The organism is Arcicella aurantiaca, from assembly GCF_003148625.1.
GTDB classification, from domain to species: Bacteria; Bacteroidota; Bacteroidia; order Cytophagales; family Spirosomataceae; genus Arcicella; species Arcicella aurantiaca.
On record NZ_QGGO01000001.1, the window covers coordinates 39,906 to 54,202 of the forward strand.

Below are 14,297 nucleotides of genomic sequence, written 5' to 3' on the forward strand. Positions count from 1 at the left end.
CAACGGGAAATGGTTTCGTAGCTCAACTGGATAGAGCATCTCACTACGGATGAGAAGGTTTGGGGTTCGAATCCCTACGAGATCACTAAAAGCCTCTCTACGTAATGTAAAGAGGCTTTTTTGTTTCTATTCTTCAACTGTCACCGCCATCAATCCAATAATTACATCGTTGTTTAAAGCAATCATTTGAATTGCTTTAATTGGAGTTTTAGGAATATTTATTTCATAAACATTTGCAGCTCCGCCATCAATGGCTTTATTGCTGAATCCTTTAATGCTGTTGTATTTAATATCCTCTTTGGTAAACTTTCCTGTTTTTAACAATAGTCTGGTCGGACGCTCGGTCTGAGAATATTTAAACGCTTTTCCATCGTAAAAAAAATCCTGTTCTATTGGCCACCAATTGTTTGGGTTATTCAAATGAAATTCTTGTTTACTGTCGTTTTCAAAAGTTATTACCACTTTCCCATTATTCATTTGGCTTTGCATAGGATTGGTCGTTCCTGCCATTAATAAATGCAATCTTTGTCCTGTGAGGCTTTCCGTTTTTATGGATAACGTATCTGGAAAATTATCCCATTTGCTGACAAAGGCAATATTGTTCTTTTGAGCGTCTGAGGGTGTACGGAACGGTATCTTGTCAAAGAATATTTGTTCGTTTTCTTCTTGGGCATTTTTGCGTAAGCCAGAATCATCAATTATGGCGTCGGTTAATGGATAGCACCAATTGCCAATTCCTTGTGTTGGAAGTTGTAATGTTGCGGATTGTGGGCGTGGACTCAGATATTCGTTTTTGAAAATATTGGTTACTTTCTCGTTGAACGTTTTACTTAAATCAATTGTGTGGAAAATGTTAGAATAGAGTTTTCTTTCGATTTTACTTTCTGATACTTTTTCAACGATATTTTTGCTTTCTTCTCTTATTTTTTCTTCTCCATAAATAATTTCAATTTTAAAATCTTTTCCTTTTGTAGTCGTGAAAGAAAGAAAAGTTAAATCTCCTTTTTTCAATAAATGGCTTTCAACTTTCTTTCCGTTTACATTGACTGATTTTACGGTTGAATATTCGCAAGGAATAAACATGGATAATTCAATGGCTTGGTTAAATCCTGTTTTGATATTGTATATTGATTTTTGTTTATTTCGTTTAAAATCAAATGAAATATCTTTAGTTTTCAAACTTGCAAAATCCCATGTTTTAGGAAAACCTTGTTCAATGGTTAATTTCCCTGCTAATAAATGCGGTTTTATGCCAAATAAGCCCTCAATTAGGCTTCTGCCTGCCATTCCTATACCATCGGCAAAATCACGGTATAATTCGCCTCGCATGGCGTCTAAGCTTGATAGTTGCTCAAATCCTCCCGGAGAAGCGGAGGTGTAAAAGCTTTCAATGATGTTATTTCGCCAAATATTGTATGCTAAAGTTGGGTTTCCGCCTTGCCAACAAGCTAAAGCCGTATGCAAATTTTCGCCCAATGCCACATTGTTGATACTCCATGTGTAAGGTTGCCAATTGGTGGTGCTGAGGAGATAAAAGTCTTGTTTGAGTTCTGGAATAGAAAATGGAATTTTTGGAATATTTTTATCAATATACTTCGTCATGCTAAATTGTTGTTCAGACGATGCCGCTTCTGAATCTATGGCATGGTAAACTGTCCAAACTGCTGCCGATGGATGAGTTTGTTGTAAGCCCAAAGCGTCTTTGTATTCTGCAAAACAACCTGTTTCATTTAGCCATAATTTTTCTTGTAAAACTTTATAAATCTTATTGGCTTCATCTTGAAAAGGCTTATCGTTTTTACCCAAAATTTTGGCTAATTGTGCCGCTGAACGAAATGCACGGTAATTGTAAGCGGTTGAATGCGTAACGCCTCCACCGCTGTATTGAAGTGCATCGCTCGCCCAAATGCAGCAATAAGCATCAAATAGACCGTCATTGTCTGGGTCAAAATTGTGTTTTTCCCATGCTAAATGTTTTTCAATAACGGGGAATATTTCTCGTAAATAAGTGGTGTCGCCTGTCCAATTAAAATGATTAAGAAGTTGGTCGATATACACCAAATTCATATCATAGTGATGTGCTTTTATGTCACCATTTGGATTTCGACAAATGTAACCATCGGTAAAAATTGCTTTCCCAATTTTTTCAACTTGTCGAGCCATATTCATCGCTGTATCTGGCAAAAAATCTGTTAATGGAACATTACTTCCAACTTGCGATTTTGCATAAGCCGAAAAATGAGTTTTGGCACGGTCATGTTGCCCCAAAACGTCAGCAATATAAGGTCCTCGCCAAGCAGGCAAACGCATTCGCCAAGCAATTGCTCCGTGCATATACGTTGGATTTTCCCAAATGGCATCTGCCGCTAAACTTAAAGCTTGTCCGAGTGGATTGAGTAAAGAATCGGGCGTATTTATCTGAATTGTATTGAGGATTTGCTGACGTAAAACATCGTTTTCTTGAGCAAATGTTGAAATTTTTTCATACTCAAAAGCAAGATTTCCTTTCTGAATATAACAAAACTGGCTCGTATTTTTTAATGTACCCGAAGCTATCAAACAAGGCGTTGCGGTGTGTTCTTTAGTAGAAATTATATTTTGAGGTAAATTTACATTGACTGCGTTGGCGATGGCTAATTCATAATTTTTAGGGAAAATCCCTGCCATTATTTGTGTAGAATCTTTGGGGTTATACTGAACTTTAAATTGATTTTTATTCAACTGAAATTGATTATTTAGGCATTTTTCGGGTGTTAAATAAAAGACACTTTCTGGGTCTGCACCAATGTCCCCGTCACGATTGAATTTTTTGCCTGTAATTCCTCCGTAAAGAAAAATTATCTTTAAATTCTTCGGAATATTCCCAATTGCTTGGTAATCAATTAGCATTCCTTCGGTGCTATAAGTTGCGGTAACTTTTAGTTTTAAAATGGCAGAACCCAATAAATCATCTTTAATTTGATAAAACATTGCCCCATCTTCATAGATAGTTTCGATGTTTTTTGCTTCTGAAATCCATTTGCTTTTACCTTCATTAATTAAACCAATCTTACAGTTTCCGCCCATGCCTGGTAAGTACATGGCAAATTCTGGAAAATCCCCTGTTTCTACTCGAAAAGCAGTATTTGAGCCGTATAAAGCACGATTAAATTTCTGCTTGGGATTTTCACAACGAAAACCTTTGCCGTGAGTTGGACTATAATGTAAATGTTTGATGATGGGCGTTGTTTGTCCGAAAATGGTTTGGACACAACCAAAAAATAAAAATAAAAGAGCGATTATGTTACGCATTACAAAGAGTTTTAGAGAATAAAATTGATAATCAAGACATTAAGATTGTAAGGGTTCAATTTTTACTCAAAGTCTTGACCAATCTTTCCCAGAAAATGGAATACCTTTATGGTCAAAATTGAATGAAATTAAGCATGAAAATTAAGATTAAAGAGTGGATAAAGCGATATGGCTGGGCTGAAGTAATTTCTTTAATGCTTACCGTTTTATCATCTTGGCTTGCTTTTAAACTAACCAATAGTAAAATTACAACGGCATTAATTGGCACTTGGATAGGGAATATTGGCTATTTTGGAACAATTTTAATAGGTGATATTTTGCTCGCACAAAAGCAATTACGAAGTATTGATAAACCATATTCCCTTACAACTTTCTATAAAAACATCAGGGCCTTATTGGTAGAATTCGGGATTGCTGAATTATTTGATAGTCTGTTTATTCGTCCTGTCTTGATGTATTATTTACCAATTTGGATGGATAATTTGTCGGTAGGAGTGGTGTTGGCGAAACTATTGGCAGATATAACTTTTTACATTCCTGCTATTGTGAGTTACGAATTATCGAAGAAGAAATTACGCAACTTTGAGTAGGGTTGATAGCACACAGATTTAATGGATTAGACACGGATTTAATAATTCTATCCGTGTCTAATCCATTAAATCCGTGTGCTATCATCTCAGTCAAAAAAATCATTGTGGAAATTCAACAAAAACACTTCATGGGTTGCTCTGGTAATGGCAGTGTAAAGCCAACGAATAAAATCTTCATTGATAAGTTCATCGGTTAAATAACCTTGTTCAATAAAAACAGCATTCCATTGCCCACCTTGCGACTTATGACAAGTAAGAGCATAAGCAAATTTTACTTGTAAAGCATTCAAATATTTATCTTTACGGATTTCCTCATTGCGTTCTTTTTTAGTAAGAATATGGGCATAATCTGCCGAAACGGACTCATAAAGGGCTTTGTTTTCATCTTTCGACATCGCAGGTGTGTTGGTATAAAGCGTATCCAACATCACTTTTGCTTCAATGTGTGGATGGTCTTCATAATCCAAAAGTCGCAAGGTCAAAGTTGCAAATCTGAATCCGTGCATCTCCTCAATTCCTCTGATTTTCATAACTTCCACAAAATCGCCATTTGCCAAAAATCCTGCGGGAGAATCTTCGCTTAACCAATGATAATTATTTCGTACAATCATCAATAAATCTCCTGCTGCCAATTCATCTTCTTGAGAGAAAATTCTTTGTCGGATATAGCGATTATACTGAACCGCAGTTTTGTTGGAACGGGTGAGAATAATGGTATTTTCACGGTCAAATTTTCGGTAGGCATAATTTAATCCATCTTCCAATTTTTCGCCCGTCATTTTATAAAAATCTCTAAAACCTTTGGTCGTAAAGCTGATTTTAGGAGCATTTTCTCTTAATAAATCTCGTAATTTGGTAGCATTAAATAAGATGCCAGAGTCGGCATCCTGACGCATTACATCGGTTAATTCCTGCTCTAAAACGCCAATATGAAATTGCCCTTCCATGTACGATTTTTCTAAAGCAGGAGAATTTAATTTGCCCACAGGAGGTAATTGTGCGGTATCACCCACAAAAATCACCTTGTTACCGTTATAATCAGTTTCGGGATTAGTGAAAATAAATTCCATCAAATCAGTCAATAAACCTGCTGTGCCAAATTCTGCATCGTCAGAAATCATGGAAGCCTCATCAATAATAAAAACCGTATTAGTGGCGTAATTATTTTGACGTTGAAATTCCAAATTTCCCGTAAAAGCATTGGCAACTTGACGATAAATTTTCTTATGAATCGTCAAAGATTTTTTCTTGGAATAATTACTCATCACCTTCGCTGCTCGACCCGTAGGAGCAAGAAGTACTGACTTTAATCCAAATTTTGGTAAAACCTTAATGATAGTACTAATAACGGTAGTTTTACCCGTACCTGCGTAACCTTTCAACAGAAAACAAAGTGGACCAAAATCATCTTGATTGGTCATGAAATTATCCATTTTTTGGAATAATTCGACTTGCCCAGTAGTTGGTTCAAAAGGAAATTTTTGACGGAGGAGGAAGGAAGGAGTTGGGTTTTCGGTGGACATTTATTGGGATTTATAGGAGTTGTTCTATAAAATTTCTATAATCGTAATCATTTATATTTAGTTGAGTTCCTGAATTAGACTTTTCACTTAAAAAATTCTTGATTGCTTTTTTCCGTTTTTTCACAATACTTGGATGATTCAAATTAAAAACGTCTATTGTGGTAATTGCACGTTCTACATATTCTTTTCCCTTTGTCTCATTAATTTCTATTATGCCAGTAATTGGGTCAAAGAAAAAATAATCTGATGCGATATAATTATCGGCATCAGGTCGTAAAATTAGGTCACTGTATTGGGCTAATTTCGATTTGTTACATCCGCCACAAGATAAATACAAATTTGTCCATTCGTAAGCTAAATGAATAAATTCAGTTTTACTAATTGGCTTAAAATGGTCAATTTGATTATCAATTTTAGCTCTTTCATCCAATGGATACTCGTCGCAGTATGAACAGTGGAAATCTGTTATTTTGCCAAGTGACTGAGATATTTTATCGTGATAATTTACTCTATTTTTAATCCAACTGTGTTTGTATTTTGGGTTTACTTTTCTTTTAGCAATAAAATCATCTGTCCACTCTTTTCCTTTATCTTTCAGTATTTGTGGTTCAGATTCAGTACGTTTGATGTTTGGAATTTTATACATTTGAGAAATTAGGCTACAACTTGATTACGAATTCTGTTAATTTGACGTATTTGAGGGGTTATGTATGACATGATTTCATCTGGACGTTCTTGATTTTCAAAAAATAGAATTATTTCATTCCATCTAACTAATCTATGTTCATTACCTTTTAAAATTTCTTTGGTAATATCACTAAACTCTTTAAGTTTTATTTCAATTTCATCTCCAAAACGTTCTTTAATTCCAAAAATTTCTTCCAAAATAGTATCATAACTTTCTGCATCTTCCGACAAAACAGGCTCACCATCCAATACAGCAAAACCATCATCACCTTTCTTCAATTTATGCACCCAAGCCCCATCGACCGACCCCACCACAAAAGGCGAATGCGTGGAAATGAAAATTTGTGCATTTTTAAAGAGTTTTTGCACAACGGGTAAAATTTTACGTTGCCAAGCTGGATGAAGATGGACTTCAATTTCGTCGAGGAAGAGGATGAAGTTTCTTTCAAAAATGGGTGTATCGTTTTCCCATTTCAATCTGTGCAATCTAATAACTAAATCTGCAACCCAACCAAATACACTTTTAATTCCATCGGGTAATTGGTCAAATGATAAAAAATGATTTCTTATCTTCAGTTGAATTTGAAATTTATCCTCTTCTAATTCAATTCTTACATTTTCTTCATTTTTAGCACAAATTATTTCAGAAATAATCTTTTCTATATCTAATATCTTTTGAGCAAAAAGTAATGATTTATTTTCGTCCCCTTTGCCTTTTGCTATGTATTCTTTACTTTTTGTATTGGCTAACCATTGAAGTATCGTTTTAGGGTTTATTGATTTTTGAAAACTTAGAGCATTTACCATAGAGTTTTCTAAATTCTCGTCAATTCCTGATACTTTTACATCACTAAAACTTCTGTGTCCACTGTAAGCAATAGTTACAAAATTAAAAGTATAATCATCTGGATTATTTAGTCTTTCACTGTAATTAAATATCTTTTCTTGAAATTTTATTTGCCCTAATTTATTTATACCTAATGTGTTATTTTGTTTTAAAACGTCAAAATCAAGAATTGAGTTTAAGTTTTCGGAAAAGTGAACATCTGCTATACCTGTATCATCCCACAATTTTTTAGGAAGAAAATTTATATTTGCCCCTGTTCCGAATGACTGTGCCAAAGACTCTAAAACCGTACTCTTCCCAGTCCCATTTTCCCCAGTCAAAATATGAATTTCAGCTTTATCTGGGTCAGTCTTTTTAGGAAAGTCCATTTTTATATGCTCAAAAGCTCCTATTTTATTAATTTCAAGGCTTTCTATTCTGAAATTTTCCATATTAATTCTTTACTTGTTTTCTCAAAAATAATCATTTTTTCCGTAGGACAGGTTTCCAACCTGTCAATTTACTGAATAATCGTAGATACAGGTTGGAAACCTGTGCTACTCAACTCCCGAAAGGTATTTATCAGACAAACTCCTTGATAGTTTTCTAAGTCTTTAATCTTAATTTCTTTTTCTGTAATTTCTTGTCTATCAAGCAATTGTTGTCTTTTCGTTCCTTTTAATAATGGCGTTGAAGGCGTGACCCAATTTTTACCATCGTAAAATGCTAAATTTGCGATTGTACAGTCAGTAATGAAACCATTTTTAGTCATGATTACTTCGTCAACTTTTTGGTTTTCAGTGAGTAATTTCGTTAAAAAACTACGGTCGGCGTATTTATAGGAATAATCCCAATCGCCAATATCAACCAATTTTAAGGTTCTAATTTCTTTGTAAACGTAAGGTACAAACGTAATTTCTTCAATTTCTTTTGAATAAATCACACGACAACGAAAAATACCTTCTGAACACTCAGAAGGTATTTTCATGATATTTTCTAACTTCAAAATATCTTGACAATCAAATAAATCAGCTCGTGAAGCATTCAAGCGATTATTATGGTATTCGATATGTTGAAGCGTTCCGTTTTTTATTTGTATGGTTTCTAATAGTTGCATGGATTTTATAATCATATTGCAAAAATCACTTAATCATTCACTCAATGTAACTGCTGCATAAATGCCTGTATCGGCATTTTGTTTGAACGATTTTAGAATCCATCCGCCGCCAATTACGTCGTTTCCTTCGTAAAAAACTGCTGCTTGTCCCGGAGCAATTCCAGAAACTGAATCCTTAAAATGCACTTTCATTTTATCGCCTTCTTGCCAAATAGTAGCGTCTGCTCCTGCATCTTTATAACGAACTTTGGTAACGGTTTCAATTGGATTTTCGATGGACGCATATTTTGATAAATTCAACTGTCCGACCATCATTCCGTCTCTTTCCAAATCTTTATCACGACCCAAAACTACTTCGTTGGTTTCTTTTCTGATTTCAGTCACAAAAGCAGGATAACCCAAAGCGATTCCTAAACCTTTCCGTTGTCCGATGGTATAAAATGGATAACCTTCGTGTTTGCCTAATATTTTACCGTCAGTATCCAAGAAATTTCCGCCTTTTACTCTTTCCTCTAAACCATCAACACGACGTTTGATAAAACCTCTATAATCGTTATCCGGTACAAAACAGATTTCGTAACTTTCTGCTTTATTGACTAAATCCATAAAGCCACGTTCAGTAGCCATTTCACGGATTCTTGCCTTGGTCAAATGTCCCAAAGGCAATTTTGTACGAGCTAAACTCTCTTGCGAAACGCCCCAAAGAACATAACTTTGGTCTTTCCAAGCGTCAAATCCTTTAGAAATAATATGTCTGCCGTTTTCTTCTCTGATGTTGGCGTAATGTCCCGTCGCTATAAATTCACAGTCTAATTTATCGGCACGTCTCAAAAGTGCGTCCCATTTGATGTGCGTATTACACATTACACATGGATTTGGCGTGCGTCCTTCTATGTATTCGCCTGTAAAATAGTCGATTACAGCATCACCAAATTCATTTCTGATGTCTAAAATATAGTGGGGAAAACCCAATTGAACTGCCACATTACGGGCATCATTGATGGAATCTAAAGAACAACAACCTGTTTCTTTTTTTGTACCGCCAGAGGAGGCATAATCCCAAGTTTTCATCGTCATTCCAACGACTTCGTAGCCTTCTTCATGTAGCATTACCGCTGCCACCGAACTGTCAATACCGCCACTCATGGCTACTAAAATTCTTCCGTGTTTACTCATTTTGTTTGTCTGCAAGGGTTCAAAGCCCTTCGTTAATTATAAAAGATTCTTTTGAATCGAAATGCAAAGTTACAACAAACCAACAAATACTTTGGTTCTAAGGCTTGCTAATGATAGTTTTGTTGAAAATTTAGGAACAAATTTCGATTCAGAAGAATCAAATTACATATTATGCTAAAAACAACAGTAAAAGTTTCCAACCTTAATAATCTTTCTGACGCTCGTTATTGTGCAGGAATGGGCGTAGAAATGTTAGGTTTTTCGATGGATGAATTAGACTTTGAGAAGTTTAAAGAAATGCGGGGCTGGCTGGCAGGTGTACAGATAGTCGGCGAAACGGATTCGCAAGATGTTAAGAAAATAATAGAACTTAACGAACAATACCAACCTGATTTAATCCAAATTAGTGACGAGACCCTTGTGGCTGAACTTCAAAGAATTGGCAAGCCGATTATTATGAAAGTTGATTTTGCAACGGCTAATTTGCCAGCACTTTTCCAAACGTTAAAAGGGAATGTTGAATACTTTTTATTAGAAAATTCTGATGATTTTGGCGTAATTGATAATGATGTATTGAGTCAAATTGATGCGTGGTCGTTTCAATATCCAATTATTTTAGGATTTGGCGTGAAAGAATCTAACGCAAACGATTTACTGGAACAAACCCAATTGTCTGGACTTGCTCTAACGGGTGGAAATGAAATCAGACCGGGATTTGGTGATTTCGATGAATTAATGAATACTTTAGAAGCCTTAGAGTCAGACGACTAAGCGTTTTTTGTAGGTAGTCGTTTATCTTTATTGATGGTTACTTTAAAGCTGAGATATACTCCCATACCCAGCAAAAGCATTGCGAAGAGGACGAAAATCATGGCAGTCATTTTTTTAGTAAGGATTGTTTTTCATAATTTTTAATTTTTAACGTGTAAATATTAAAAAAGTAACATATATGCTTGGTTTAGAACAAATATTAATCCAAAAATAGTTGAAAATCAATTACTTCCAAATAAATATCTGCTTTATAATCTAAAATCTTATTATTTGGTATCATATTGATAATGAATATGTTACTACATGATAAATTTTGATTTATGAAGTCAATTTAAAGAATGTTTTTCTAAAATTGTTTACCATTTACTCAATAACCTTTCTCTTTTATTTTTAATGAGAAATAAAATCCTTCAAAAGACATCATAGTGTCTGTCGATGTCAAAAATTGCTAATCATCATTTTCTTGGATTCATTGCAAAACAGGTATTTCTACCTGTTTTTTTGTTGATTTTGTTCCATAGTTTAGCATGAAATTTATGATTAAGTCGATAAAGTAGTTTTCATTGCAGATTTTAATGGACGAAAGAGTGAGGGGATGGGTGGCCTTAAATTTCTAATTATAGCACACAAGTAACAAACCGTATAATTTAAACTGATAACTAATGAAAAAGGCTACTATTGAAAATCCAACTCGTTGGACAAGGGATTATTTGTTCGATGCGTTAAAAGAATTGGGTATTCATTACATTTTTGGTGTTCCCGGAACAAATGAGATTCCGATTATTGATGGAACTTCGTATCCAGAAAACGAAGTAAAGTACATTGAATGTCTGCACGAAAATATTGCGATTGGGGCAGCAATGGGTTCGGCAAGAATGACAGGAAAACCCGGAATTTTAGTAGTTCATGTCACCCCCGGAATTGCCCATAGTATTGGCAATTTATTTAATGCTTATCGTTCAAACACACCTTTGATAATTCTTTGTTGCCAACAACAAAATGAATTAGTAACCCAAGAACCCCTTTTAGCTTCAAATTTGGTTGATTTAGCTCGTCAATATACCAAATGGGCTCATGAAGTTCGCACGCCCGAAGAAGTTCCTTTAGTTTTACAACGTGCTTTTAAAGAAGCGATGGCTCCACCAAATGGTCCTGTTTTCATTTCTATTCCTTGGGAATTTATGATGGTTGCTATTGAAGACGACCAAAAAATGGAAGGAATTACACGTATTTCTCCTCATTTTACGGGCGATGATGCTTCAATAAAACAAGCGGCTGATATTTTAGCCAATGCCAAAAATCCATTAATTGTGGCAGGCGATGCCGTTGGTTATGCTGATGCTTGGACAGAAATTCAAGAATTAGCAGAATTAATTGGAGCTCCAGTGGTTCAACAAACTTTTAGTAGTGTTGCCAATTTCCCAAATAACGATTACCATTGGCAAGGCGAATTACCGGGAAGTCAGGCGGGAGTGCAGTCGGTTTTTAAAAGACATGATGTAGCATTTTTAGTTGGTTTTGGGGCTCAGGCTCAATTGGCGGTTTTCAAATATTCAGATGGACCATTGATTCCAAAAGAAGTCACTCAGGTTTATTTGACGAACAATACGTGGGATATTGCCAAAAATTTCTATGGAGAATCAGCCATTTTAGGGGACGTAAAAGCTACTTTACCTATTCTGAATAATTACATCAAACCTCAGCGTCCAGAGGGGGCTATCTCTCGAAATAATAAACTTGAAAAGTTAGCCCAATTACGTGTTCATCAATGGGAATCTTATTTGGAAGAAGCGATGCAACAATCTGATATTTGGGCAGTTGTGATTGCAAAAGCACTGAAAGATGAAATTAAAAAACGAGAAATGGTTGACAATTTCGTGTATGTTCACGAAGCGGTTTCTGATGGAGCACCTTTCCAATATTATCTTCCTTTTAGTACCGAAGGAGCAAAACCAATCAGTTATTACTGTGTGGCAGGCGGTTCTTTGGGTTGGTCGATGCCCGCATCTTTAGGGATAAAATTGGAAGAAAAAACAACGCAAGGCATTGGTACTAAATTAGTTATTAATGCTGTGGGAGATGGTTCGTCTTTATTTTATCCTCAAACTTGGTGGACGGCTGCTCACGAAAAACTCCCGATTTTATATATCATTACCAATAATCATGAATATCATACGCTTCAATTAGGTTTGCAACAAGTGGTGGCAGCGTATGGGTCAGAGGCTGGTTATGGTTGGAAACCTAAAACGATAGACCCGAGCTATTTGCGTTTAGAACGCCCAAAGATGGATTTTGTAAATCTTGCCAAAGCATTTGGAGGTGAACACGGAGAAGTGGTACAAACACCAGCCAACGTTCATGAAGCCGTAGCAAGAGGAATTGACCACGTTTTGAATCATAAAACGTCCTATATTTTGGATATGAGAATTGCTTCAAATACACCAACAACGCCAGTAACGACTCCTGATGGAAGTATGATTTCGGTTGATAAACGCTATTTATTACAACCAGAATTGAATGTTTTTCATGCAGATTCTGTCGAAAGCGATACGCCAATGTTGAAAGCTGGGCGTGGTTCAGCAGATGAAAAAGCGAATTTTAATCTGCCTTCTCTTTTCTGATAGGAATTGTATTTGAAATCTCGAATAACAAACATCAAACTTATAACTATTTAACAGCAGAAAACTGCAAGAAAAATTTATGACAACTGAACACATTGACATCGCTATTGTTGGCGGTGGAGTTTCGGGCGTGTATAGTGCTTGGAAGCTCAAAACGAAGTATCCTGATAAGAAAATTGTGGTTTTTGAAGGAAGCGACCACATTGGCGGACGTTTACTTTCGGTAAAACCACCTGAAATTCCGAATATGGTGGCAGAATTGGGTGGAATGCGAATTTTGGAAAATAATCAAAAATTGATTGTCAATTTAATTGCTGAATTGAATGCAAAATTGCCAAAAGATAATCAAATTGAATTGTACGATTTCCCTGTTGACCAACCGCAAAACATTGCTTATTTGAGAGGTGAGCATTTACGTTTGTCTGATTTTACGACAAATCCTGATAAAGTACCTTATCATTTATCGTTTTTGGAAAGAGGAAATTCTTCGGGAACAATCGTGGTGAATGCCATTGAGCAAATTGTTCCGGGAATTACTGACCCCTCTTTAACGGAAGACGACCGTTTACGCATGACTCAAACGGCTACCTTTGAAGGAATTCCTTTGCATAAATTAGGTTTTTGGAATTTGCTTTATCGTGTCATTAGCGGTGAAGCGTATCAATTTAGCATGGATTCGGGGGGATATAATTCTACTTTAGTCAATTGGAATGCCGCCGATGCAATTCCTTGGTATTTATCCGATTTTGGTATTACACCGCAATATAAAGGTTTCAAAAAAGGCTTTCAACAAGTACCCATTACGGTGGCTAATTTCTTTGAAAGTATTGGTGGAGAAATTCGTCTGAATGCCAAATTAGAGTCTTTTGATTGGAATGGAAGCAATTTTGACTTGCAAATTGATGGAGAATCTTTAACGGCTGGACAATTGATTTTGGCAATGCCACGTCGTTCGCTTGATTTATTAGCACCGACTTGTCCGAAATTACAAGAAATTCAATCGCTTATTGGTAGTGTTACGCCACGTCCATTATTTAAAGTTTTTACCACTTATTCAAGTCCTTGGTGGCGAGTGGCGGGTTATACCGACGCATCGGGAAAATATATTCCTTTGCAATCGGGAAGAACGGTGACAGATTTACCTGTTCGACAAACCTATTATTGGCCAAATAGTGATGGTTCGCCTGCGACAAGCGGAAACTCGATGCTATTAGCAAGTTATGACGATGGCTCAAATATTGGTTTTTGGGATGGATTGCGTCCTCAGCGGAAAAAAACATGGAGCAGAGGATTGGCACATACTCAAATTGAAGACCCATTTGTGGGAGAAGAAGGCGTAGAATTAAAAGCAGAAGCAAATGAAAGTGATGGATTGAATCAAAATTGGCACCAATACAAAGCTCCACGCAGAATGATTGAGGAAATGAGCCGTCAATTAAGACAAATTCATGACCTTGATTTTACACCATGTGTACGCAGTGCAGCCTTCCGTGATTGGGGCGAAGACCCGTTTGGAGGAGGTTGGAATAGTTGGAATATTGGTGTGAAAAGTTGGGAAGTGAGAGATAAAATAGTTCACCCAATTGATGATTGTCCGCTATTTATTTGTGGGGAGGCTTATTCAGATGCTCAAGGTTGGGTAGAAGGAGCTTTGCAAACGGCAGATATTATGCTGAAGCATCTTTTGTAGTTTGA

Annotated in this window: 10 protein-coding genes and 1 tRNA gene; 5 read left to right on the forward strand and 6 right to left on the reverse strand. The window is 36.0% G+C overall.

The genetic code is table 11. The annotated features are described in order from the left end of the window. The first annotated feature begins 11 nt into the window (after positions 1–11). A tRNA-Arg gene (locus LV89_RS00190) sits at positions 12–85 on the forward strand. A 41-nt stretch (positions 86–126) separates the two neighbouring features. Here the strand turns inward: LV89_RS00190 and LV89_RS00195 are convergent. Then, a complete protein-coding gene (locus tag LV89_RS00195; protein ID WP_109740837.1) occupies positions 127–3,291 on the reverse strand; it encodes a DUF4450 domain-containing protein in 3,165 nt (1,054 codons plus the stop codon). A gap of 134 nt (positions 3,292–3,425) precedes the next feature. Between LV89_RS00195 and LV89_RS00200 the strand changes: the two genes are divergently transcribed. Beyond that, positions 3,426–3,881, forward strand: coding sequence for a hypothetical protein (locus LV89_RS00200; RefSeq protein ID WP_146199038.1), 456 nt, complete (start codon positions 3,426–3,428; stop codon positions 3,879–3,881). Positions 3,882–3,967: 86 nt separating this feature from the next. On the opposite strand, the gene LV89_RS00205 is transcribed toward LV89_RS00200, so the two are convergent. The 5 genes from LV89_RS00205 to mnmA all read right to left on the reverse strand — a co-directional run bounded on the left by LV89_RS00205 (position 3,968) and on the right by mnmA (position 9,210). Next, positions 3,968–5,404: an ATP-dependent DNA helicase gene (locus LV89_RS00205; protein ID WP_109740839.1), complete on the reverse strand. Its 1,437-nt coding sequence runs from the start codon at positions 5,402–5,404 to the stop codon at positions 3,968–3,970. A 10-nt stretch (positions 5,405–5,414) separates the two neighbouring features. Continuing rightward, complete coding sequence (locus LV89_RS00210) at positions 5,415–6,050, reverse strand: retron system putative HNH endonuclease (RefSeq protein ID WP_109740840.1); 636 nt, start codon at positions 6,048–6,050, stop codon at positions 5,415–5,417. 8 nt (positions 6,051–6,058) lie between these two features. Further along, entirely contained in the window at positions 6,059–7,369 is a 1,311-nt protein-coding gene (locus LV89_RS00215; protein WP_109740841.1) for an AAA family ATPase, read from the reverse strand. Between the two features lie 68 nt (positions 7,370–7,437). After that, positions 7,438–8,034: an aminotransferase class IV gene (locus LV89_RS00220; RefSeq protein ID WP_158279478.1), complete on the reverse strand. Its 597-nt coding sequence runs from the start codon at positions 8,032–8,034 to the stop codon at positions 7,438–7,440. A 33-nt stretch (positions 8,035–8,067) separates the two neighbouring features. Next, positions 8,068–9,210 (reverse strand): tRNA 2-thiouridine(34) synthase MnmA, encoded by a 1,143-nt coding sequence (gene mnmA, locus LV89_RS00225; protein WP_109740843.1) that lies wholly within the window; start codon positions 9,208–9,210, stop codon positions 8,068–8,070. Positions 9,211–9,381: 171 nt separating this feature from the next. Between mnmA and LV89_RS00230 the strand changes: the two genes are divergently transcribed. From LV89_RS00230 to LV89_RS00240, 3 genes are all read left to right on the forward strand, one after another. Continuing rightward, positions 9,382–9,981 (forward strand): beta/alpha barrel domain-containing protein, encoded by a 600-nt coding sequence (locus LV89_RS00230; RefSeq protein ID WP_109740844.1) that lies wholly within the window; start codon positions 9,382–9,384, stop codon positions 9,979–9,981. A 662-nt stretch (positions 9,982–10,643) separates the two neighbouring features. Next, complete coding sequence (locus LV89_RS00235) at positions 10,644–12,602, forward strand: thiamine pyrophosphate-binding protein (RefSeq protein WP_109740845.1); 1,959 nt, start codon at positions 10,644–10,646, stop codon at positions 12,600–12,602. A 79-nt stretch (positions 12,603–12,681) separates the two neighbouring features. Continuing rightward, positions 12,682–14,292, forward strand: a complete 1,611-nt coding sequence (locus LV89_RS00240) for a flavin monoamine oxidase family protein (protein WP_109740846.1) — start codon at positions 12,682–12,684, stop codon at positions 14,290–14,292. The last annotated feature ends 5 nt before the right edge of the window (positions 14,293–14,297 follow it).